Origin of the sequence: Bacillus sp. FDAARGOS_1420, assembly GCF_019344915.1 — a bacterium.
Lineage (GTDB): Bacteria > Bacillota > Bacilli > Bacillales > Bacillaceae_G > Bacillus_A > Bacillus_A mycoides.
Map to the genome: position 1 here is coordinate 54489 of NZ_JAHWJB010000002.1, position 22823 is coordinate 77311.

Here is a 22823-nt window from a genome sequence, read left to right on the forward strand (position 1 = left end):
CAGTAGAAGTAAACATTGTTGCAAATGAAGTAGCAAAACAAGAAGTATTGAATGAAAAAGTGAAAGAAAAAATTACAGGCCAAGTAGAAATTACAAAGGTAGATGCTAATGATACAGATAAAACATTAGCAGGCGCAGTCTTTGAAATTTTGAAAGACGGAACAAAAATAGACACATTAACAACAGATAAAAATGGTAAAGTAACTTCGAAAGAATTGGAGCCAGGAGATTATATTTTAAAAGAAGTTCAGGCTCCAGAAGGATACACTTTATCTGATAAAGAAATCAGATTTACGATTTCTAATCAAAAAATTGAAGCTATAAAACTTCAAATTACAAATCAAAAAGAGCCAGGTGAAGGAACGGAAACACCAGGTGAAGGAACGGAAACACCAGGTGAAGGAACGGAAACACCAGGTGAAGGAACGGAAACACCAGGTGAAGGAACGGAAACACCAGGTGAAGGAACGGAAACACCAGGTGAAGGAACGGAAACACCAGGTGAAGGAACGGAAACACCAGGTGAAGGAACGGGAACACCAGGTGAAGGAACAGAAAAGCCAGGTGAAGAAACAGGAAAGCCTAATTTACCAGAAAAAGGACCGGGTTCTTCTAATAATCAACAACTGCCAGCTACAGGGCATGATATGAATTATCTTCCATTCGTCGGTTTTGTTCTTCTGTTATTAGGAATACGTTTAAGATTTATGACTAAAAATAGTTAATAGATGTATAAAAGGCATAAGAGGAATGTTATCTCTTATGCCTTTAAGTTATTAATAGAAGAAATAAGGTAAAACCTTCTGTATTGACCTTCAAACGCCCTTCAAGTAAACTAAAGAGAGTTTGCAAATGAAAAGGTGATAATGTTGTTAATTTCAATTAAAACGTTACAAGATGATCGTTTTTTACGTCCGCTACAAAATATTGGCGGTTTATTTTTTGAAGAGAGCACGATAGGGTTTGAGAAAGAAGAAGCAAATCTTATCGTTGATATACAGATAGAAGGTAATGTGACAGCATCGGCTCGTTTAACAGATGTTGCAACCGGAAATGTATATGAAGAAACATTCGCAAAAGATTTATCTGCTTTCACAGAAGAAAAAGAACGTATGAAGCAAGTGAAACATGTTGTTTCTTACGTATATCTTTCTGTACTTCAACAGCTAACTGGACTTGAACAGAGCTGGGGAATATTAACTGGGGTACGCCCAACGAAACTTCTTCACAAACTGCTTCAAAATGGTATGTCAAAAGAAGAAGCACATAAAGAACTTCGTGAAAGTTATTTAATTCATGAAGAGAAAATTGAACTTCTTCAGCGTATTGTTGATTGCCAATTAGCGGTTGTTCCGGATTTATACCGTTTGAAAGAAGAAGTAAGTATTTACATCGGTATTCCGTTTTGTCCTACAAAATGTGCGTACTGTACGTTCCCGGCTTATGCAATTAACGGACGCCAAGGATCAGTTGATTCGTTCTTAGGCGGGTTACATTATGAAGTTCGTGAAATTGGTAAGTTTTTAAAAGAAAAAGGTGTTACAGTTACGACGATTTATTACGGCGGCGGTACACCGACGAGTATTACAGCAGAAGAGATGGATATGTTGTATGAAGAAATGTACCAAGCTTTCCCTGATGTGAAAGATGTACGTGAAGTAACAGTTGAGGCAGGTCGCCCAGATACAATCACACCAGCAAAGCTAGAAGTGTTAAATAAATGGAACATTGACCGTATTAGTATTAATCCGCAGTCATACCATCAAGAGACACTAAAGGCAATTGGACGTCATCACACTGTAGAAGAAACGATTGAGAAGTATCATTTAGCACGTGAAATGGGAATGAACAATATTAATATGGATTTAATTATTGGTCTTCCTGGTGAAGGATTAGACATCTTCAAGCATACGTTAGATGAAACAGAAAAGTTAATGCCAGAATCGTTAACAGTTCATACGTTATCATTTAAACGTGCTTCTGAAATGACGCAAAACAAACGTAAATATAAAGTAGCAGGTCGCGAAGAAATTACTGCGATGATGCATGAGGCGGAAGAGTGGACGAAGAACCATAATTACGTACCATACTATTTATATCGTCAAAAAAATATTTTAGGTAACTTAGAAAACGTTGGGTATGCAATACCGACGCAAGAAAGTATCTACAATATTGTTATTATGGAAGAAGTACAATCGATTATCGGACTTGGTTGCGGGGCATCAAGTAAATTTGTTCACCCACAAACAGGAGCAATTACACACTTTGCGAATCCGAAAGATCCAAAATCATATAACGATGGCTTCGTGAAATATACAGAAGATAAACTGAAAATTTTAGAAGAGCTATTCGTGTAAGAAGAAGGGGGTTGTTCCGATTGGGAACAGCCTTTTTTATATTGTCAGTTTTTGTCGGTAAGTCGATATATTCGAAAAATAGCTGATATAAATTTGGTTGCGTTCGATATATTCAAAAAATCGCCAATATAATTTCATTTACCATCAAACGGTCCATTTGTAAAACTATGTCGATAATAATCAGAAAAATTAGTCATATTATTAGAGGACAATGTCTACTTATAGACGAAATGATAGATTTATGAAAGAGAAAAGGGGGAAATTGTTGGCATGTACATGACGATAGGGAGAATTTTTGATTTGACAGTTGGCAAATATCCGAATAAAGAGGCGTTAGTAGAACCAGAAAAAAATATTCGTTGGACATATAAACAGTGGGATGAGCAAATAAATAAAACGGCGCAAGCTCTATTGAAAGAAGGAGTAAGAAAAGGAGACTCTGTATCTGTTTACTTATATAACTGTCGTGAATTTGTAAACGTTTACTTAGCCTGTGCCAAAATTGGGGCGATCTTTAACCCGATTAATTTCCGCTTAAAAGCAAAAGAACTATCGTATATCCTCCAAGATGCAGCCTCGAAAGTAGTTGTCTTTGAAAAAGCAGTCGAATCAACAGTTGCTATGATTGAACGAGATTTTCCAAATTCGTCTTTTTGGTACGTGGAAGACGATGCACCTTCCTATGCTAGTTCTTACCATGAAAAAGTAAATGAAGCATCAGCTGAAAAAGTAGATATTGTAGTCGATGAAATGGATTTTTGTTCTATGCTTTATACGAGCGGAACGACTGGTCATCCGAAAGGCGTACTACATCGTCATCGTGATATGGCTGAGCATAGTATGATTTGTACGTATTTCATAAAATATAACAGGGATAGCGCCGGGCTTGTGGTAGCACCTTTATATCATTGTGGCGAGTTAAATGCTGGAATCATACCGCGCATTCAAGTTGGCGGAAAGAATGTTATTTTACATCATTTTGATACGGATAGAGTATTACATACCATTCAAGAAGAGAAGATTACGACGTTTTTTGCAGCACCGACGATGTGGAATATGTTACTGCAAAAAGATCTAACTAAGTATGATTTAACTTCAATGAAAATCGGTGTATATGGCGGGGCTGCAATGGCACCGGCGCTAGTGAAGGAATGTAAAGAGCGCCTTTATATTGATCTTGTTCAAATTTACGGAATGACAGAAATGGGACCAGTTGTTGCGTTTCTCGTAGAAGAAGATCAAATTACGAAAGCAGGTTCAGCAGGAACACCGTGCTTTAGCCATGAAATTCGAATTGTGAAACCGAACGAAGATGGACCAGCAGAGCCAGATGATACGTTGCCTCCTTATGAAGTAGGGGAAATTATTTTGCGCGGTCCAACTATGATGGCTGGTTATCATAATCGAGAAGAAGCAAATGCAAAATCGATGTATAAAGGCTGGTATCATTCTGGTGATTTAGGATACTTCGATAAAGACGGCTATTTATTCGTTGCAGACCGCGTTGATGATATGGTAATTAGCGGTGGCGTAAATATTTATCCTCGCGAAATTGAAGATTTTCTTCATAGTCACTCTGGTGTATTAGATGTTGCAGTACTTGGTGAGCCAGATGAACTATGGGGAGAGCGTGTCGTTGCGGTTGTTGTAAAGAAAGATAAAAATATTTCAGAAGCTGATTTAGAAATGTATTGCAAAGAAAGTGATGAATTAGCAGACTATAAACGTCCGCGTCATTACTTATTTGTAGATGAACTTCCTCGTAATGCGAGCGGGAAGTTGCAAAAATTTGTGCTGAGAGAGTCGTTAAAAGGCGCGAAAAAATAGGGAGCTATCTTTACAAATAAGATTATCTTTCTTAATAAGGAAATAGTGTCAAGCTCTTGTGTTTTTAGTTTGAGAACGGGCTTTATATAAAAAGTGGAGACTATGTGTCCCCGCTTTTTATTTTTCTTGTACGCATATAAGTTTGTTGATGAAAGATTTAATTTATACCTTTTAAAATCACATGCTTTATGTTTTTGCGAAATCGAGTGATTAGCGTAATGATAATAATACCGAAGATAATTTTCCAAATGTGTTGTTCAAGTACGATGAATATATCTTCTAAGTTTTCCCCTAACCAGTAACCACCGATTAAGAAGAAGGATACCCAAAATAGGGCACCTGAATAAATTGTCATCGCAAAGCGGCGAAACGGTAAGTTGATAATTCCTGCAAAGTATCCAGTAAAGTGGCGGACGCCTGGAATGAAAAAGGCGATAAAGATTAGAAAATATCCGTATTTATCAAACCATATTTTCGTTAAATTAATTTTTCGTTCTGTTAAAAATACATATTTCCCGTATTTCTGAATGAAAGGCATGCCAAGTTTATTTCCTAAAAAGTATTGGAATGTCATACCTACACTTGTCCCAATAAAGGATAAAATAATTAAAATTGGTAAACTTAAATCACCTTGATGTGACAAAAATCCTGCATAGGCTAATGTTGGCTCTCCTGGAAACGGAAGAGCAATATATTCTAAAAGTAATCCAATAAGTACTACATAATACCCATATTGCTGAAATAATTCGTGAATCCATTCCATGTTGTGCGCTCCTTTTTAAATTGAAGTTGTTACACATCTTCCTCTTTTTCACGCTAATCGAACTGAAACAATAGTAGTAGAAGAGTTTGGCTGGAGGATTTAAGCTAGTATGATTTTTTGACAACCACTCGCGAGTGATATCATACTTAATATAGCTCTTTGCTAATTAGCAAAGAGCATTGAAGTGTAAATGTTACTATTAGTTAAAGTTATAGCGGTACAAAAACACGTTGAAATCTTCTTCTTTTGGTCCAAAATTAACTGCTTTTTCTTGTATACGTTGGAAGTTTTGTCTGTCATAAAATTCATAGTTGCATTCATTATCTGTATATAAATATAAAGATGTCACTTCTTCTTTTGTCATGTATTGGAATAAGTGATTTAATAAAGATTTCCCAACTCCAAGACCTCTAGATTCTTCGGATACGATGAATAATTGTATACAGCCTTGAAAATGATCTTCTTTTCCTTGAATTAGTTCTTTATATGTTTTTTGAACTTTTATAAATGCTTTTAAAAACTCTCTATTCTCTTTATTCGTCATGAATAGTTTCAGCGTGTTAAAGGCAAAGCTAACAGTATTATGGAATCTCTTTAAACGGTTTTTATCTTTTTCGGAATCGCCTAAAATGACACCGATAATTTTATTATCTTTTTCAGCTACCTTACTAAAGGAGCTTCCTAAAATGCAACTGTGTAGGTAGAAGTTTAATATTGAATTTAAAAATTTTTTATCTGTAATGAATTCATTAAATCCAAATGCCTCACCAATTAAATGTTTTATAGGCTCATAGTCTTCTTTGACAAGATTTCTATATTTTACTGTGTTCATAATTGTATACTCCCTTTATTAATGTAAATGACTTATTATAAATAGTAAGGTCTCCTCTAAGGGGAGAGTCAATAGTTGCATGCGAAAAAATAAAAAGGAAGAGATTCAGGTGAAAACATTATTTTCTATTGGAGAAGTTGCAAAAATAAAGGATATTACGATAAAAGCGTTAAGGTACTATCATAAGATGGGGATTCTTATTCCAAAACATGTTGATGAATCAACAGGATATAGATATTATTCTATAGATCAATTCATTCACATTGATATTATAAAAAGCTGTAGAGAGTTGAATACCAGTATAGTAGAACTTCAAGAGATTTTTAAGGAATGTGATATGGATAAATTGCTGCAATTTTTACAATTAAAGAGGGCGGAAGCGGAAGAGCATATAAAGAAAATGAAAGAGGTAATTGAAACGATTGATGGGTTAAATGAGAAAGTAGGGAGTTCACAGGAAATATTAAAAGGTGATGAAGTGTGTATTCAGTTCTTTGAGCAGCGGAATGTGATTGTAGCGCCATGCAAAGAAGTGGGGAGTTTACAAGAGTTACTGTATTATTCTAATTTAGAGAAAATCATTCAAGAGTATGAAGATAAGATGTCAATGGAAATGGGTATTCTATATAATGTCAATGAAAAGTGGGATGTAGAGCCAAAGTATGTTTTTAATAAGGTGCAAGATCATGTACATATGGAAGAGATGCCAAATATAAAAGTATTACCGGGCGGGAAATATGTAACATTAGCGTATAGTAAAGAAAATGAAGAAGAACGTCGAAATACTATAATTAAATATATAAAAGAAAATAATATAGAAGTGGCGAGTTTTATTGAAGTAGAGTTAGTTGATGATTTTTTTAATACGGAGTCTTATAGTTGTCAAATTCAAATTTTTATAGGGGATAGTGAGAATAAGAAGTTTTGATTCCATAATTTTATGGGGGACTGTCTCAAAAGCCTAACCCTAAATATATCGGCTTAACTACAAAATAAGACAATGATAGCCTACCTATTAATAAAAAGAGGGCCATCCCAAAAAAAACTGGGACGGCCCTCTTTAGTAGTAAGGAACGTATTATTTGCGTGAGAAACCTTCTTCATCAAGGTATTCCGCAGCTTCTGGATAAGAGTTGAATGTACCGTCTAAGTTTACGCCAGCGTAAACGTTCCACATGTCATCCTCTTGAATAAGAGTTAGGATATGACCGTCTTCGTTCTTCCATTCTTCTTCTGCAGCAGGTTCCATTGGTGCTATAATTTCCTCTGGCTCCTGTGATAGACGTTCAATTACTTTTTCAATTAATGAACGCAGTTCTTCTTCTGAAAACTCACGGATGTTAATCATACCTTTAGCATCTGTTTTATAACCTTTAATGAAGTATGCATATACAAATCCGTTTCCGTTTGGGTGTAAATGATATACAACGTTCTTTTTATCTAAACGACTTTCTTCAAAGTGAAAGTTTACGCGTTTTAATGATACGTTCTTTCTTTCTAATTCCGGGAAAGATTCAATAATTGATAATTTTTCTTCAAAAGTTAGCATAGTGCCTCCAAGTATATAGTAAAAGATTTAATTTGTTCATTATAGCATAGTCAAGTTTGTTTCCAAAGGTAGATTCGTCATATTGCTGTTTTTTAGTTTGACTTTGGAAGGCTATTTGTAAATGTAGACGTTTACTTCACGAGAATGTAAAGAGTTTTTTAGAAATACGCTAACGAATGATTTGTTTTAGATGTACAATGGAACATGGACTTTATAAGAAGGTGGTTATTTATATGTTTCAAAAAATAGCAAAGGAATGTTTAGCAGGGTTTACTGTTGCGATTGTTGCCTTGCCGCTAGCGATTGCATTTGGTATTGCTGCAACGGGAACGTCTGAGGGAGCACTGGTCGGATTGTATGGTGCAATTTTTGCAGGTTTGTTTGCGGCGTTATTTGGCGGTACACCGGGGCAAGTAACGGGTCCTACTGGGCCGATTACAGTTATTGCAACAGGCGTTATTGCAACTCACGGATTAGAAGCAAGTTTTATTGCATTTATGATGGCAGGGTTATTTCAAATCTTATTTGGTGTATGTAAGCTCGGCTCTTACGTTCGTTACATTCCGTATCCTGTTGTTTCAGGGTTTATGAACGGAATTGCACTGATTATTATTTTAGGTGAAATGAAGCACGTACAAAATAGCTTTCTGCTTGTGTTATTAACGATCATTGTAATGATTGTTTCTGGAAAATGGATTAAGGCCATTCCATCAAGTTTAGTAGCATTAGTAGGTGTTACAGTAACGTTGCCGTTATTTTCTTCTATGCTACAAGGGATTACAGTGCAATTACCGTTTGTAGGAACTCTTTCTTTAAATAAGATGATTGAAAAGATAGGTGCAATTCCAGAGGCGATGCCATCTCTTCACGTACCGACTTTAGACGCAAATGGCATGTTAGCACTTGTATTACCAGCACTTAGTATAGCTTTACTAGGATCAATTGACTCGTTATTAACGTCTGTCGTAATGGATAATGTGACGGGGACACGTCATAAAAGTAATAAAGAGTTAATCGGACAAGGTATTGGCAATATTGCGAGTGGTTTGTTCGGTGGATTAGCAGGAGCAGGTGCAACTGTTAGATCTATCGTCAATATAAGAAGCGGGGGGAAGACGGCACTGTCGGCTTGTATGCATAGTGTCATATTATTTATTTTCATTATGGGACTCGGTTCAGTAGTACAATATATTCCGCTTGCTGTATTATCAGGTATTTTAATTTTAACTGGCATCGGGATGTTTGATTGGGAAAGCATGAAGAAGGCACATGTAGCACCAAGAGGTGATGTGATTGTTATGTTCGTGACGATGGTTGTGACAGTGAAATTCGATTTAATGGTTGCTGTTGCGTTTGGCATTATTCTTTCCTTTATTATATACATGGTGAAGTGTAAAGAACGTAAAGCTTCTATTATAAAAGAAAAAGAAGCGACGTATACGATTCAGGGACCACTTTCATTTCTATCAGTAGATCGTATTTTTGCTTCTTTACAAGATGTGAAGTCACCAGTTAGTTTGCGTATGAAAGATGTACATTATATGGATGTATCAGGAGCTATGGCGTTATTAAACTTTGTTGAGCAATCGGATAAAGCAGGAGCGAGTGTGACACTTGAACATGTACATCCGCATGTTGAAAAGACGATAATGATGATGGCGAATGATGAGCAAAAAGAGAAACTACAGTTTTTGAAAGCTGAGACAATATAGGAATAGGAACCTTCACATGAACTGTATTGTAGAGTGTGAGGGCTCTTTTTATTTGGATATGTGTTGTTTATGTGAGAAACCCTTATATCTGGATGTTGTAAATCCGTTGAGCATCAATTACATCGTCTAACTTCAAATTATATTCACGCGTTGAGAAATGGCTACCTTCACAAATTAATTGTGTACGGTTAACGAAATCATAAACTTAAGATGGTTGAATAAGCCCTATTTCGTCTGATTTTTCGACTTTCTCAACTTCTTCGTATGCAAAGCGCTTTAGTATCTCGTTTTCTAAAGAAAGGGAAATTCGAGAATTTTTTACTAAATTTAGCATGTTGTAAACACTCCTCTTACTGACAAAAGCTACATTATATTACAGGTTTATCTTGAATAAGTAAAAGTAGTAAATTTAAGGGAAAACAGGATGGAAATAATCTTATTTTGTACATATTATATTTGGAACGAGAGTATTCAATATATAAGAAATTTGGTATGATAACTAAATGAAATAGAGTGAAGTTTCTCTAGATTAAGCAAGAATACTGGCTTGATATTTATTTAGATCATATTTGAAAGAAAAGAGATAGAAGATGAATAAAAAGTTTGTAAAAGGCGCTGCGATTTTAACCGTTACAACGTTTATATCGAAAGTAGTGGGGAGTTTTTTTCAAATTCCATTGCAAAATATAGCAGGGGATGAAGTACTTGGGATTTTCCGCCTTGTTTTTCCTGTATATATGATAGCCTTAACTTTATCAGTAGCGGGGGTTCCGCTAGCAATATCCCAGTTAATAGCTGATCTTCATGAAAAGAATGATCGTGACGGAATAGCTAAATTGTTTACGTCAGCATCTATTATCGGTGTTATATTTGGGGTGCTCGGATTTTTAATTATTATCATTGGATCGAGTAGCATTGCAAATATGCTTGGTGGGCAAGAGACGAGGCTAGCATTAATTGTTACTTCGTTTGCTTTATTAATTGCACCATATATGGCAGTGTACCGTGGATATTTCCAAGGGTTTGGAGATATGATACCTACTGGTGTATCGCAAGTAATTGAACAGTTGATTCGCGTATTCTTTATGCTAACAATTGCTTATATATTTGTATATTGGAATAAAGGTAGTGATATCATAACAGGCGGAGCGATGATCGGTTCTTGTTTTGGTGTTATTACGTCACTCATATATTTGCGAATGAAATATGTAAAAAGCACGTATCGCTATAAGAGCGAAACATATTCATTACAAGATTTTAAGGCAAACGCAAAAAACATACTCCGCGTTTCAATTCCAATTGCAATTGGAGCGTTATCGATGCCTGTTTTAAATTTAGTTGATTCTGTAACAATTCCACATGTATTACATGAATCTTCTACAACGATTCAGGAACAATTTGGTATATATAGCCGTGGTTTTGCATTTACGCAATTAATTGTTGTATTTGCAAGTGCGATAGTATTTCCGCTAATTCCATTATTAACAGCGGCTTTAACAAAAAAAGATATAGCTTTAGCTAAACTGACAGTAAAACGTACAAATGAATTTGCGCACGTTTTAACAATGCCGATAACGATATGGCTTATGGCGCTTGCAGTACCGCTTAATGTTGCATTATTTACAGATACAAAAGGAAGTGGCATGTTAGCTATTTTAATTGGTAGCTCGTATTTCACATCACTTATGGTATTATCAATAGGAATCTTGCAAGGGATTAATCGTTCGATGCGAGCAGCATGGATTGTCATCGGTGCAAGTTTCGTGAAAATTATATTAAATATAGCGCTAGTAAACCAATTCGGTATAAATGGAGCAGCGTATAGTACTCTAATTATTTATATAATGATTTGTATCGCAAATCATATTTATATTAGAAAAGATCTTTCCTATTCAATAGCTATAGGGAAATTTTTGGCTGTGATTGGAGTATCTAGTATTTTAGGTATAGTATTATACTTTGTGTCCACATTAATCAATGTGACAGATTCCAGGATTTTAGCAATGATATATAGTGCTGTAGCGCTAAGTATAGCTTCAGTGTTATATGGCATATGTGCACTTAAACTAAACTGGATATCGAAAGAACAAATTCCATTTTTACGTAAATAAAATCGTTTATTATAGAAAATGAACAATATTATACATGGGTATGACTTGTTAGATGTTTGTGAAAGAAATCAATTTGAAGTTATCAAACCTTCCTCGGCAAGGAATGGATAACAATTTGTTTAATTACAAAAAGAGTTGATTGCGAAATGTTGGAGGAGATTAAGAGTGCGGTTAGTTTTATCAGGATATTATGGTTTTTATAATGTTGGGGACGAAGCAATTTTGCAATCAATTATTAAAGCGCTACATGAAGAGGATCCTACTCTTGAGCTTGTTGTACTTTCAAATGACCCCAACTATACAAGGAAAATGTACGGTGTAGAAGCAGTAAACCGCTGGGATATAAGAGCGATTTACCGAGAAATAAAGAGAAGTAATGGTTTAATTAGCGGGGGCGGAAGTCTCTTACAAGATAAGACGAGTATTAGGAGTATTCTATATTATACAGGTATTATGCGGCTTGCTCGTTTTTTGAAAAAGCCGTATTATATTTACGCCCAAGGAATCGGACCTATTACGAAGAAGCAAAATCGTTTATTAGTGAAATGGCATGTATCAAAGGCTGAATATATATCAGTACGTGATGAAGACTCTTTTTTGTACTTAAAAGAAATTGGTATTAAGAAAGACATCGAACTTGTTCCAGATCCAGTATTAGCTTGTCAGCCAGAAGAAAAGAAATCCGATTGGCTTCAAAAACATGCGCTGCAAGGAAAGGTCGTTGCGGTTAGTGTAAGGTACTGGGATGCAAAAGAAGATTATATGAAGAAGTTAGCAGATACGCTGAAAAAGCTTAAGCAAGAGGGATACCATATTTTATTTGTACCGATGCATGGACCATTTGATCAAAATGCATCAAGGGATATCATTAATTTGATGGGAGAAGAAGCGCACATGCTCCCTTATAAAATGGATATTCATGAGAAAATCTCTATTTTATCAGAATGCTCTCTTTTAATAGGAATGAGGCTGCATGCTCTTATATTATCGGCAGTTGCAAACACGCCTATGGTTGGAATTTCATATGATCCAAAGATCGATTCGTTTTTACAACAAGTAAATCAGCCGATTATTGGGAATGTGGATGGAGAATGGACGACAGAAACATTACATAGTATGGCGATTAAACAATTAGAGCAGACAGAATATGTACAGGAAACGTTAGGGCAAAGGGTGGAGGAATTGCGAGAGCAAATTTCCATAGCTTCCAAATATATTATTAATGACTTACATGCAAAAGAGTCTATAAAAAAAGGAATGGAATCTTAGGATTAGAGGCCATTCCTCTTTTTATTTAGTGCGTTGTCATTAAATAAAAGAGATAGAGGGAAATTTCCTATCTCTTTCTCCTTTTTGTATTTGAAGGTAGTGATTAAAAAAGAGAAGGGACAAGTGAAATAATAACAATGTCGTAATCTATAATGGTTTAAGTTGTTACTGCCAGAAAATAGCGGAAATAATATAAAGAAGCCTCTTGTAAATTTACAAGAGGCTTCTTTTATTGTTTAAACTTAAACATATCACCACTCAAATTCGAATCACTATACACAAACAATACCATGTTAATGTTGTTGTCTTTAATGTATTGATATACATCCTTTTCGTGATAGTGACGAAGGTCGAGGATAGATGTGTGTTTGAAGCTTTGTGCTAAGTGAGGCACGATTGCGTTTGCGAATGAGTCTTTTAGGACTAAAGCTCGTACATCATTTGGTGCATTGTTGTTTTCGATAACGATTTCTGGATAGTCGTTTGTGTAATAGCCTGCGTATGATGTTGTATCATTTTGCTTTTCTACGCCGTATAGCTCGTCTAGTGTGCGATATACTGTGCCATTTACATCTTTTGCAGCTACGCTCGTAAAGTTGAAACCGTCTTTCGGTGTGTAGTAGCATAGTTTTTCTCCAGTCGCATCGATCAGTTGGTAAAGCTGGTTGTTAAAGCTTCCGACTAGATGTTTATTTGGAGCACACGTACGAGTGTAATCTTCTTTTTTTATTTCTTTTCCTTTATATATAGAAGATTGTTGCGCGATTGTGTTCATTATATATTGATAGCCTAAGAAGGCACCATCCATATTCCAGTGATGGTCTGTTTTAAAGTACATACTTTGTATTTCTTCATTTGTATAGTTTTTCTTAAAATAATCCATGAGTTTAATTGGCTTTACGTCTGCAGGAAGTTTATTTAGAAAGTAATTTAAATTTTCCTGTGCATATGTGTGAATATGAGAAGGTAACTTAAATGATAAAGCATTCGTTTTGGACGGTGGTAAAGCAAAGTAAAACTCAATATTTTGTTCTTTTAAAAACTGAGATAAGTCGTTTACAGCTGGCATAGCTTGGTCAATCTCATTATATTTTGTAGCCCAAGCAGGGTTTTTTAGAAGCCATTTATCATCTGTTAGAATAATATCGTTAATGAGAGACTTGCCCATTTTAATTTGGGTAAGTGTATAATTTTTTATGAGATCATCTCTTCCGATTAATTGATCGTTTGTATATGTCTCAAAGTCTTTAAAGAAACTACCATTTAAGGCAGCTTCTTTTGTAAGAGCTGGTTTTTGAGCGAGCGGACGATTTTCAACGGGCGAAACTGCTCGGTCAGTGTTGAGAAGCGATAATATGCCAAATGAAAAGATAATGGTGAGAAAACCGATAAATAGGACGATGTTCCCCAATTTTTTCATAATAACTTTTCCTTCCTACATAAAGTGAAACTTTAATTAGTGGGGGTTTTACTGCCCGGAAAATAGTGGGATAAGTTAAAACCTAAAGTAAATAAATGGATTATACGTCGAATTAATTAAATACATAATCGAAACCATAAATAATGTTAGTAATAATATAGGACGTACAACTTGCATCGTGAATATATACGTTTTGGGTGCAAGTTCTAATATGTTTTTAACACGTTTCAAAATTGGTGTCGCTGCGATAAAGGCAATGATAAATATGATAATGTATTCATGTATATATAGCATTGTGTTGTCATCGATGAAAGATTGCCTCTCTATGCCAAACATCGCTTTTAAATATTGGAACGAGTATGCGAAGTTATCAGCTCGGAAGAAGACCCAACCGATCATAACGATGATTAGTACATATGCATGTTGCAGCGGCTTCCATAGCTTATTTAATATTTTCTCAAATCCAGCTTTTTCAATCGAGATAATAAAGCCGTAATATAATCCCCAGGCGATAAATGTCCAGCTTGCTCCGTGCCATAAACCGGTTAATCCCCATACGATGAAGAGGTTACGGTAGTTTGCTAGTTTGGAAACACGATTTCCGCCGAGCGGAATGTATATATAGTCGCGGAACCAAGAGCCTAGTGTAATGTGCCATCTTCTCCAAAATTCTGAAATGGATTTTGAGATGTACGGATAATTGAAGTTTTTCGGGAAATCAAATCCGAACATTTTTCCAAGTCCAATTGCCATATCAGAGTATCCTGAGAAATCGAAATAGATTTGAAGTGTATAGGCGATAATACCAATCCAAGCCGTTCCAGCGCTCATTTCAGACGGTGGTAAGGCAAAGATTTTATCTGCGACAAATCCAACTTGATTGGCGATTAACATTTTTTTCGCTAGTCCTAGAATGAAAATTTGGAGACCTTCTGTAAATCGTTCAAAAGAATGGATGCGCGTTTTAATTTGATCAGCAACGATATTGTAACGAACGATTGGTCCGGCAATAAGCTGCGGGAAAATTGATATATATAGTGCTAAGTTAAGTGGATTCTTTTGAACTGCGCCATCTTTACGGTATATATCGATGACGTATGACATCGCTTGGAACGTATAGAATGAAATTCCAATTGGTAGTGGAATAGGTTCCACATGAATAGATAAATGTAAAGTTTGATTCAAAATATCTGTGAAAAAGGAAATATATTTAAAATAAGAAAGTAATAAAATATTTCCGACCACAGCCATAATTAAAAATGTGACTTTCATATTTTTTCGTTTATCATAATGATGCACGAGTAGGCCGAAGCAGTAGTTTAAAAGAATAGAAAAGAGCATTAAGAGGACGAATCGTGGTTCTCCCCATGCATAGAAAATTAAACTAAATGCAAGTAATACGAAATTACGTAGCTCGGCACGCACTATAAAATAGAAAAATAATACGAGAGGTAAAAAGATAAATAAGAAAACAGAACTACTAAATACCAAAGGACTCTCCTCACTTTTTTCAAAATACATTTCGTGCAAAAAACCGACATTTTTATTATATATTCTTTTAAATAAAAGTGCCTTTAATATTTTATCATGTTAATAATTCGATTGAAATGATTATCCTATATAATAGAAGAAAAGGGGAGCGGAATCCTTTTGACACTCACTATTTGGATAAGATAAGATGAATAAGTTGTGATTTGTTTAGAAGGGAAGAGATGGTGTGTTATTTAACTCATTTGAGTTTATTTTTTTATTTTTACCGATAGCATTTCTTTTATATTTTCTATTAAATAAATTTGGACATGCTACATTAGCGAAAGCTTGGCTCGTTGCGGCCTCTTTATTTTTCTATAGTTATTGGAATGTGAAATATTTACCGCTTATGTTAGTGTCGCTCATTGTGAACTACTTTATCGGAATGAGGCTCGTAAAACATAAGAGTAAACTTCTTTTAACGGTAGGGTTAATATTTAATATAGGAATGCTTAGTTATTTCAAGTATTATGATTTTTTCTTGCAAAATGTTAATGCATTAATTGGAACTCATTTTACATTATTATCATTAACGTTACCGCTCGCGATTAGTTTCTATACGTTTCAAAAGATTGCATTTTTAGTAGATACGTATCGCGGGGAAACGAAGGCATGTCATTTTCTTGATTACGCATTGTTTGTAACGTTTTTCCCGCAGCTTATTGCAGGGCCGATTGTACATCATGCACAAATTATGCCGCAGTTTGCGGATAGTAGCAAAAAGCGCTGGCAATCGAAGTATATTGTTCTTGGTATATTTGTATTTGCAGTTGGTATTTTCAAAAAGGTAGGTATTGCAGATGTATTATCACCCCTTGTACATGAAGGGTTTGATGTGCAGCAATCATTAACATTTGTCGAAGCATGGCTTTCGTCGTTAGCGTTTACGTTCCAATTGTATTTTGATTTTAGTGGATATAGTGATATGGCAATTGGAATCGCTTTAATGTTTAATATTAAATTACCTCAAAATTTTAATTCACCGTATAAAGCAGTGAATATACAAGATTTTTGGCATCGTTGGCATATGACGCTTAGCCAGTTTTTAACGAAGTACGTATACATTTCTCTAGGAGGAAATCGAAAAGGAATTACGCGTACATACGTAAATATTATGATTGTATTTTTAATAAGTGGACTTTGGCACGGAGCTGGTTGGACATTTGTTTTTTGGGGATTCTTGCACGGTTTGGCTTCTGTTATTCATCGCTTATGGAGTAAAGCAGGAGGGCGCATGCCAGCCTTTGCTGGTTGGTTCGTTACGTTTTTCTTCATTAATATAACGTGGGTATTCTTTAGGGCAACATCTATGCATGATGCGGTGAAAGTGTTAAAAGGAATGTTCGGACTAAATGGAATCGAATTAGCAAATAGCGTATTCCCGGCATTTATAATAGAGAAGCTGCAATTTTTAAAAGAGTACGGTGTTTCATTTAGTGAAGGGTACCATGTCTCTTTATTAGATCCAAAAATGGTAGCGTATATTTTCGGAGCGTTATGTATTAGTTTCTTCTTAAAAAATTCAATTCAGTTAAAGGATTCATTCCGTCCGAATGTATGGACTGCTTTATTTACTGCAGTATTGCTCGTATATAGCGTGTTACATTTAACGAGTATTAGTGAGTTTTTATACTTTAATTTCTAGGTGGAGAATATGAAAAACAAACATTGGCTTATTTTCGTTTTTGTATGTGTTTTTGTTCCTCTGGCAGGTGTCGGGATATTTAATAGCTATATAGATTCACTTTGGTTATTCCCGCATAAAAATAAGTGGAATGATGTTCAGTACGGGTTTAACGAGAGACAACAGAAAACAAATTATATAACGTACCGTCCGTTTACATATGATGGAGTTATACTTGGAAGTAGTAGAACGACTTTTATTAACGAGAATGACTTCACCGGGTTAAACGCATTTAATTATGCGGTAAGCAGTACAGATCCGCGTGAGTATGACGCATATATTGAATATGCAAAAGAACAAAAAGGTAGTGGACTCGAGTCTATTGTACTTGGTTTAGATTTCCTTGGAACGAACAAAAATAGGGAAATTGGTTTTGATAAACCAGAAGCGTATATTAAGCAGGCGCAAAGTTTATTGTATCCGATTAAATCGTATGTAAGTATGGACGGGATTACTTATTCAAAGAATACAATTGCAAATTCCACCCATCATATTACGAATCTTGACCGGTACAATCGAGAGAATATAAAATCGATGCGCGATTATACGAAAGAAGAACGTGATGCGCAAATAGCGGCGCAAGTAGATAAGTTTAGTAAAGAGATTTACGGCGGGAATTATGAGTATCAAAATATGAAAGAAATATTAGGAACAGTAAAGGCTCATAATCCGAACACGAAGTTTTATATTTTTACAACGCCTGTTTCAGAGCCTCTGTTCCGTACGATGATTCAATCAGGGCGATGGGAAGATTATAAAAAATGGCTTCATGACGCTGTAGATGTATTTGGAGAAGTGCACCATTTCATGTATCTTAATTCCGTTACAACGAATTTAGATAACTATATGGATGGGCATCATTTCAGACCGGAAGTTGGAAAGTTGATTGCGCATAAAGTTGTAAATGAGGAAGATAGCAACGTCCCGAAAGACTTCGGCATTGTTATTACGAAGGATAATATTGATGAGGTGTTGGAGGGGATTCAGGCGTCTTTTCAATAAAAAATAGATCATAAATGTGGTCTATTCTTTGCCGAGTAGACTGTATACCAAAATGAAGCAGCCACCGAGATCTGATGGCTGCTTCACTTTATTCTACCTCTAAATCAACAATTAAGTAAGCGAGTATAACAACAAAGAAAATACTAACGGCCGGCGCTGTTAGTACGTGACCGGACATAAAGGCAATTCCAAGTGATAGTATAACGGCACTAGCTAGTAGCATATATTTCACAGTTAATATTTTCTTAAAGTTTGTTATGATGCTGAGTAATAATTTAATACCGAAGTAAAGGAATGGTATGAAGTAAATAAGAGAACCGATGATTCCGAATGCAAAGAATATGTCATGGAAGTCCATTTCGATTAATTTAATTTTAACCGTATAGTTACCAGCATAGCCCATTCCGAATAATTTTTGTGATAGTGGTGCGTCTTTATAGTATTGTTTGTATACTTTTAAAAACTTATCGCGATCACTGTAAATTAAACTTTTGACCTCAGAGTCTGTTAGTTCACCTTTTGCATGTTTTTTCTCTGCGTCAGGATCTTCTTTAATTATTTTTCCTTCTTTTCTATCCTTTTCTTCTTGTACTGATTTTTTGTATTCGTATATTTGCATGTGGATGCCCATATTTTTTGCGATAGGAGTATGCGGTGTAAGGGCAATTAAACCTCCTAGTATAATAGCGGCAACAACTGTATTTACGAGATATGTGAATCCTTTTCCTTCTTTTTTGCGATGAACCATATATTCAATGAATGAGAATAAAAGTGCCACGCCAAGCGTTAGAACAATTGCACCATATCCTACTTTAGTTCCGACCATAATACTTGCATACATCGCGAGTATTGTTGGAATCCAGTAATAGATTTTCGAGAAAGAAGTTGTTTTATGAATCGAATATAACACTACGATTGGGAACATAATTGCAAAAATAGAACTTAAATCATTCCCAGCAAAGAACCAACCTCTTGAACCAATCTTTGAGTGAGGGTAGCTTGGGAAATCTGTACTAGTTTGCATCGCAACAATCAGTGTGATGCTTAAAATTAAAGTTGTATATAAGAAATATGTAATGATTTTATGAAATGCATATTCTTTATTTTTTAACTCTTTAAAGGCGATAATATATCCAAACAGTAGCACAATTGGATATATGCTCTTTAAAATAAATTTCACTTCTTCGCCAAATGAAACTGGAGATTTAATCATCATATTATTTACAAGACCAATTGCTAGTACGATCCCGAGTAGGCATAAATAGAGAATGTACTTTTTCGCCCCATGTTGTTTTCTATGAAGAAGTAGATAACCTAATGCAAGAAGCATAAAGGCGAAACGGACTACGATTCCAACTGTTGCGCTCATGTGTAATACATAGATTGAAAAAGACGTTAATAAATCTAAAATTGGTTGAAACACAATGAATAGCAATAGGAAATGCGGGAAGTAGTTATCCGTTTGTTTCAACTTATTAACCATATATTCCTCCATTTCTTCATTCCTTTAGTTCAATACCCAAGAGATGGGGATAAAAGCCTTATTTACATAATAAGGCGAATGAATTTCAATATTTGTTTTTTTGAATCAAACTTAAGAATACACCATTTCATTGTAATGGTAAATAGATGAAAAGCATGGATAAACCGACTTTAATTTCTATATTTTTTAACGAAATTGTATGTTTTATACGGAGATATATACAAATTACGAGAATATTAGACAGAAAATTAAGAAAAAAGAAGGATTTTCAACATGCTTTCTATAATTATATAAGTATAATCTTTATGTGGAAAAGAGGGGTATATATAATGGAAGTAACAAGTAAAACAGAATCTGTTGTTGTGAAATATGAAGGGCGCGTAGCAACGGTTATGGTTAATCGTCCAGAGGTTTTAAATGCATTAGATGAACCAACGTTAAAAGAGTTATTACAAAAGTTGAAAGAAGTGGCGGAAAGTTCTGTTCACGTTGTTGTGTTGTGTGGAAGTGGCCGTGGTTTTTCTGCGGGTGGAGATATTAAATCAATGCTTTCAAGTAATGATGAAAGTAAGTTTGAAGGCATCATGAATACAATTTCTGAAATCGTTGTGACGTTATATACGATGCCGAGGCTTGTTATTAGTGCAATTCATGGGCCGACTGCTGGACTTGGATTAAGTATCGCATTAACAGCTGATTATGTCATGGCAGATATATCATCAGTTATTGCGATGAACTTTATTGGAATCGCTTTAATTCCAGATGGTGGTGGCCATTTCTTCCTTCAAAAGCGCGTCGGTGAAAATATGACGAAAAAAATCATTTGGGAAGGGAAGAAATTATCAGCGACAGAAGCGCTAGATATCGGTTTAATTGACGAAGTAATCGGTGAGGATTTCCAAACGGCTGTGAAGCAAAAAATTAATGAATGGTTACAAAAACCAATCAAGGCAATGATTCAAACGAAACAAATTTTATGTGAAGTAAATCGTTCTAATTTAGAACAAACGCTTCAGCTCGAAAAGCGTGGTCAATATGCGATGAGACAAACAGCGGACCATAAAGAAGGTATTGCTGCTTTTCTAGAAAAACGTTTACCAGCATTTAAAGGGGAATAAAGTGAAACTTTAATCCGTGGGGATTTGTTTATCCCCCGCGGATTATTAGTCTTACTGCCCGTTAATTCGAGATAAAGGGAAGAAAGTGCTAACACATTTTAGTATAATTGTGTTAGCACTTTTTTTAGGAGTAATAAATGAAGAAAATTATCGGTGTTATCGTTATTATTTTACTTACATATTATGCTTTGCATAGTACACCATCTCTTGCGGTACGGACTGCATTATTCTTTGAGGGACATCCAGCTGTTGCTTTCTCTGGTGAAGTGAAGAAAGAACGGGATGTGAAAAAAGAGGCGATTCCTGATGAGTACGGGACCTTATACGGCGATAAGAAAGAAGAACCAGAGCATTACTTCTTTCCGGTAGTAAAGGCGCACGGATCAGGAATTGATATGTTAAGTGCTTGTGTGAAAAAAGAGTGGTTTTTCTATAAAACAGAGCTTGGGTGTTATTAAAAGTGGGAGGAAAAGTGATGTCAACTTATAACAGGTTAGTAAGAGATCGTGTCCCGGAGAAAATTTTGATGTCTGGAAAAACATATACAGCACAAAAATTAACAGGACAAGCTTACATACAAGCGTTAGCGAAAATTGGTACAGAAGAAATTCGTGAATTTGCTTCGATGAAAGAGCGTGAACATGCGCTAGATTCACTTGCAGATGCACTTGAAATTATTATTTCATTAGCGCGTGCAGAAGGTGCAACAATGGAAGATGTAGAGCTTATTCGTAAGCAGAAAGAAGAAGAGCGCGGCGGGTTTACAAGAGGGATTTATTTAATGGACGTTTCGGAAGAGTAGTTTTATCCCGCTATTTGCGGGCAGTAAGACCCCCAACTCAAAATTCGGCGAATGCGAAGGAGTCGGGCTGATTAAAGTTTCACTTTATAGAAAAAGCACAGTGTTAATGGAGATAATGCGGTGCTTTTTTGTCATTGAGATTAGGATAAAGTGAATTTTATTATAATTTAGAAAATTAAGCTATATGAGTAGAGGTTTTATCGTAATTTCGCTATACTAAATAGTAGAGAAAATGAGGAGGAAACGACAATGGCACATCATACGAAAGAAACGATGGAACTTATTAAGGAGCTTGTCTCTATTCCAAGTCCATCTGGAAACACGGCGAAAATTATTAGTTTTATTGAAAACTATGTAAGTGAGTGGAATGTAGAGACGAAGCGTAATAATAAAGGTGCTCTTATTTTAACGGTTAAAGGAAAGAATGATGAGCAGCATCGTTTATTAACTGCACACGTTGATACGTTAGGGGCAATGGTGAAAGAAATTAAGCCTGACGGTCGTCTTCGTCTATCTATGATTGGTGGATTTCGCTGGAACTCTGTAGAAGGAGAATATTGCGAAATTGAAACGTCAAGCGGTAAGAAATATACAGGCACAATTTTAATGCATCAAACTTCTGTCCATGTGTACAAAGATGCAGGGGAAGCGAAGCGCGATGAGAAAAATATTGAAGTGCGTATTGATGAGCGTGTCTTTTCAGCAGATGCAGTACGTGAGTTAGGAATTGAAGTAGGAGACTTCGTTTCATTTGATCCACGCGTTCAAATTACAGAGAGTGGATACATAAAATCACGTCATTTAGACGATAAAGTAAGTGTAGCAATTCTATTAAAATTAATTAAAAGATTGCAAGATGAAAAGGTAACATTGCCATATACAACACATTTCTTAATTTCTAATAATGAAGAAATTGGATACGGTGGAAACTCAAATATTCCAGAAGAAACGGTAGAATATTTAGCAATTGATATGGGAGCGTTAGGTGATGGACAAACATCTGATGAATATACAGTATCCATTTGTGCGAAAGACTCTAGCGGTCCATACTATTACGCTTTACGTAAGCATTTAGTTGAATTGGCGAAAGCGAATGCTATTGAATATAAAGTGGATATTTATCCCTACTACGGATCAGACGCATCAGCTGCGATTCACGCTGGATTTGATGTGAAACATGCATTAATTGGAGCTGGTATTGATTCTTCTCACGCATTTGAGCGTACGCATGAAAGCTCGATTGCACATACAGAAGCACTTGTTTATGCATATGCGTTATCAGAAATGATAGTAGAATAGTGAGAGGGTGGTTGATTCTATGAATCAGCCACTTTTTTGTGCATAAAAAATACTTTAATTGTATT

Annotated in this window: 19 protein-coding genes and 1 pseudogene; 13 read left to right on the plus strand and 7 right to left on the minus strand. The window is 35.5% G+C overall.

Annotated features, from left to right (window positions below; genetic code table 11):
• Positions 1-59: 59 nt before the first annotated feature.
• The 3 genes from I6L50_RS10525 (at position 60) to I6L50_RS10535 (ending at position 4184) form a co-directional block, all read left to right on the plus strand.
• Positions 60-725 (plus strand): prealbumin-like fold domain-containing protein, encoded by a 666-nt coding sequence (locus I6L50_RS10525; RefSeq protein ID WP_257475378.1) that lies wholly within the window; start codon positions 60-62, stop codon positions 723-725.
• Positions 726-866: 141 nt separating this feature from the next.
• A complete protein-coding gene (locus I6L50_RS10530; protein ID WP_002010930.1) occupies positions 867-2357 on the plus strand; it encodes a coproporphyrinogen III oxidase in 1491 nt (496 codons plus the stop codon).
• A 270-nt stretch (positions 2358-2627) separates the two neighbouring features.
• A complete protein-coding gene (locus I6L50_RS10535; protein ID WP_219301339.1) occupies positions 2628-4184 on the plus strand; it encodes a fatty acid--CoA ligase in 1557 nt (518 codons plus the stop codon).
• A 157-nt stretch (positions 4185-4341) separates the two neighbouring features.
• Here the strand turns inward: I6L50_RS10535 and I6L50_RS10540 are convergent, their stop codons facing one another.
• Together I6L50_RS10540 and I6L50_RS10545 are read right to left on the minus strand one after the other, a co-directional pair.
• A complete protein-coding gene (locus I6L50_RS10540; protein ID WP_219301340.1) occupies positions 4342-4947 on the minus strand; it encodes a DedA family protein in 606 nt (201 codons plus the stop codon).
• A gap of 199 nt (positions 4948-5146) precedes the next feature.
• Positions 5147-5779, minus strand: coding sequence for a GNAT family N-acetyltransferase (locus I6L50_RS10545; protein ID WP_113936693.1), 633 nt, complete (start codon positions 5777-5779; stop codon positions 5147-5149).
• Positions 5780-5858: 79 nt separating this feature from the next.
• On the opposite strand from I6L50_RS10545, the gene I6L50_RS10550 reads away from it, so the two are divergent.
• Positions 5859-6707, plus strand: coding sequence for a MerR family transcriptional regulator (locus I6L50_RS10550; RefSeq protein WP_219301342.1), 849 nt, complete (start codon positions 5859-5861; stop codon positions 6705-6707).
• Between the two features lie 150 nt (positions 6708-6857).
• Here the strand turns inward: I6L50_RS10550 and I6L50_RS10555 are convergent, their stop codons facing one another.
• Positions 6858-7328, minus strand: coding sequence for a hypothetical protein (locus I6L50_RS10555; protein ID WP_002087340.1), 471 nt, complete (start codon positions 7326-7328; stop codon positions 6858-6860).
• Positions 7329-7561: 233 nt separating this feature from the next.
• Between I6L50_RS10555 and I6L50_RS10560 the strand changes: the two genes are divergently transcribed.
• A complete protein-coding gene (locus I6L50_RS10560) occupies positions 7562-9040 on the plus strand; it encodes a SulP family inorganic anion transporter (protein ID WP_219301344.1) in 1479 nt (492 codons plus the stop codon).
• An 88-nt stretch (positions 9041-9128) separates the two neighbouring features.
• Here the strand turns inward: I6L50_RS10560 and I6L50_RS34765 are convergent.
• Positions 9129-9356: pseudogene (locus I6L50_RS34765) on the minus strand (hypothetical protein); the annotation flags it as partial.
• A gap of 274 nt (positions 9357-9630) precedes the next feature.
• Between I6L50_RS34765 and I6L50_RS10570 the strand changes: the two are divergent.
• Both I6L50_RS10570 and csaB read left to right on the plus strand, forming a co-directional pair.
• Positions 9631-11151 (plus strand): putative polysaccharide biosynthesis protein, encoded by a 1521-nt coding sequence (locus I6L50_RS10570; protein WP_219301346.1) that lies wholly within the window; start codon positions 9631-9633, stop codon positions 11149-11151.
• 165 nt (positions 11152-11316) lie between these two features.
• Positions 11317-12420 (plus strand): polysaccharide pyruvyl transferase CsaB, encoded by a 1104-nt coding sequence (csaB, locus tag I6L50_RS10575; RefSeq protein WP_219301348.1) that lies wholly within the window; start codon positions 11317-11319, stop codon positions 12418-12420.
• Between the two features lie 229 nt (positions 12421-12649).
• Here the strand turns inward: csaB and patB1 are convergent, their stop codons facing one another.
• The gene (gene patB1 / locus I6L50_RS10580) at positions 12650-13840 is read right to left on the minus strand and encodes a secondary cell wall polysaccharide O-acetyltransferase PatB1 (protein ID WP_219301350.1); all 1191 of its coding nucleotides are present in this window, start codon (positions 13838-13840) and stop codon (positions 12650-12652) included.
• Between the two features lie 75 nt (positions 13841-13915).
• Entirely contained in the window at positions 13916-15331 is a 1416-nt protein-coding gene (locus tag I6L50_RS10585) for an MBOAT family O-acyltransferase (RefSeq protein ID WP_113936685.1), read from the minus strand.
• 226 nt (positions 15332-15557) lie between these two features.
• On the opposite strand from I6L50_RS10585, the gene I6L50_RS10590 reads away from it, so the two are divergent.
• Positions 15558-17015: an MBOAT family O-acyltransferase gene (locus I6L50_RS10590; RefSeq protein ID WP_060752223.1), complete on the plus strand. Its 1458-nt coding sequence runs from the start codon at positions 15558-15560 to the stop codon at positions 17013-17015.
• A gap of 9 nt (positions 17016-17024) precedes the next feature.
• The gene (locus tag I6L50_RS10595) at positions 17025-18056 is read left to right on the plus strand and encodes a hypothetical protein (protein ID WP_113936684.1); all 1032 of its coding nucleotides are present in this window, start codon (positions 17025-17027) and stop codon (positions 18054-18056) included.
• Positions 18057-18144: 88 nt separating this feature from the next.
• Here I6L50_RS10595 and I6L50_RS10600 read toward each other — a convergent pair whose 3' ends face one another.
• Positions 18145-19539, minus strand: coding sequence for an O-antigen ligase family protein (locus I6L50_RS10600; RefSeq protein ID WP_002186616.1), 1395 nt, complete (start codon positions 19537-19539; stop codon positions 18145-18147).
• A 329-nt stretch (positions 19540-19868) separates the two neighbouring features.
• Between I6L50_RS10600 and I6L50_RS10605 the strand changes: the two genes are divergently transcribed.
• From I6L50_RS10605 to I6L50_RS10620, 4 genes are all read left to right on the plus strand, one after another.
• Entirely contained in the window at positions 19869-20657 is a 789-nt protein-coding gene (locus I6L50_RS10605) for an enoyl-CoA hydratase (RefSeq protein WP_219301351.1), read from the plus strand.
• 137 nt (positions 20658-20794) lie between these two features.
• The gene (locus tag I6L50_RS10610; RefSeq protein WP_113936682.1) at positions 20795-21115 is read left to right on the plus strand and encodes a hypothetical protein; all 321 of its coding nucleotides are present in this window, start codon (positions 20795-20797) and stop codon (positions 21113-21115) included.
• A 17-nt stretch (positions 21116-21132) separates the two neighbouring features.
• The gene (locus tag I6L50_RS10615) at positions 21133-21459 is read left to right on the plus strand and encodes a nucleoside triphosphate pyrophosphohydrolase (protein ID WP_002125566.1); all 327 of its coding nucleotides are present in this window, start codon (positions 21133-21135) and stop codon (positions 21457-21459) included.
• Positions 21460-21708: 249 nt separating this feature from the next.
• Positions 21709-22758 carry a M42 family metallopeptidase gene (locus tag I6L50_RS10620; protein ID WP_219301353.1) on the plus strand — a complete coding sequence of 350 codons (1050 nt, stop codon included), beginning with the start codon at positions 21709-21711 and terminating at the stop codon, positions 22756-22758.
• The last annotated feature ends 65 nt before the right edge of the window (positions 22759-22823 follow it).

Excerpts from the sequence above, each read along its gene's own strand:
- I6L50_RS10550 (WP_219301342.1), top strand. The coding sequence starts at position 5,859 with ATGCGAAAAAATAAAAAGGAAGAGATTCAGGTGAAAACATTATTTTCT.
- I6L50_RS10620 (WP_219301353.1), top strand. The coding sequence starts at position 21,709 with ATGGCACATCATACGAAAGAAACGATGGAACTTATTAAGGAGCTTGTC.
- I6L50_RS10610 (WP_113936682.1), top strand. The coding sequence starts at position 20,795 with ATGAAGAAAATTATCGGTGTTATCGTTATTATTTTACTTACATATTAT.
- I6L50_RS10615 (WP_002125566.1), top strand. The coding sequence starts at position 21,133 with ATGTCAACTTATAACAGGTTAGTAAGAGATCGTGTCCCGGAGAAAATT.
- I6L50_RS10540 (WP_219301340.1), bottom strand. The coding sequence starts at position 4,947 with ATGGAATGGATTCACGAATTATTTCAGCAATATGGGTATTATGTAGTA.
- I6L50_RS10600 (WP_002186616.1), bottom strand. The coding sequence starts at position 19,539 with ATGGTTAATAAGTTGAAACAAACGGATAACTACTTCCCGCATTTCCTA.
- I6L50_RS10535 (WP_219301339.1), top strand. The coding sequence starts at position 2,628 with ATGTACATGACGATAGGGAGAATTTTTGATTTGACAGTTGGCAAATAT.
- I6L50_RS10530 (WP_002010930.1), top strand. The coding sequence starts at position 867 with ATGTTGTTAATTTCAATTAAAACGTTACAAGATGATCGTTTTTTACGT.
- I6L50_RS10570 (WP_219301346.1), top strand. The coding sequence starts at position 9,631 with ATGAATAAAAAGTTTGTAAAAGGCGCTGCGATTTTAACCGTTACAACG.
- I6L50_RS10560 (WP_219301344.1), top strand. The coding sequence starts at position 7,562 with ATGTTTCAAAAAATAGCAAAGGAATGTTTAGCAGGGTTTACTGTTGCG.
- I6L50_RS10555 (WP_002087340.1), bottom strand. The coding sequence starts at position 7,328 with ATGCTAACTTTTGAAGAAAAATTATCAATTATTGAATCTTTCCCGGAA.
- patB1 (WP_219301350.1), bottom strand. The coding sequence starts at position 13,840 with ATGAAAAAATTGGGGAACATCGTCCTATTTATCGGTTTTCTCACCATT.
- I6L50_RS10595 (WP_113936684.1), top strand. The coding sequence starts at position 17,025 with ATGAAAAACAAACATTGGCTTATTTTCGTTTTTGTATGTGTTTTTGTT.
- I6L50_RS10545 (WP_113936693.1), bottom strand. The coding sequence starts at position 5,779 with ATGAACACAGTAAAATATAGAAATCTTGTCAAAGAAGACTATGAGCCT.
- I6L50_RS10605 (WP_219301351.1), top strand. The coding sequence starts at position 19,869 with ATGGAAGTAACAAGTAAAACAGAATCTGTTGTTGTGAAATATGAAGGG.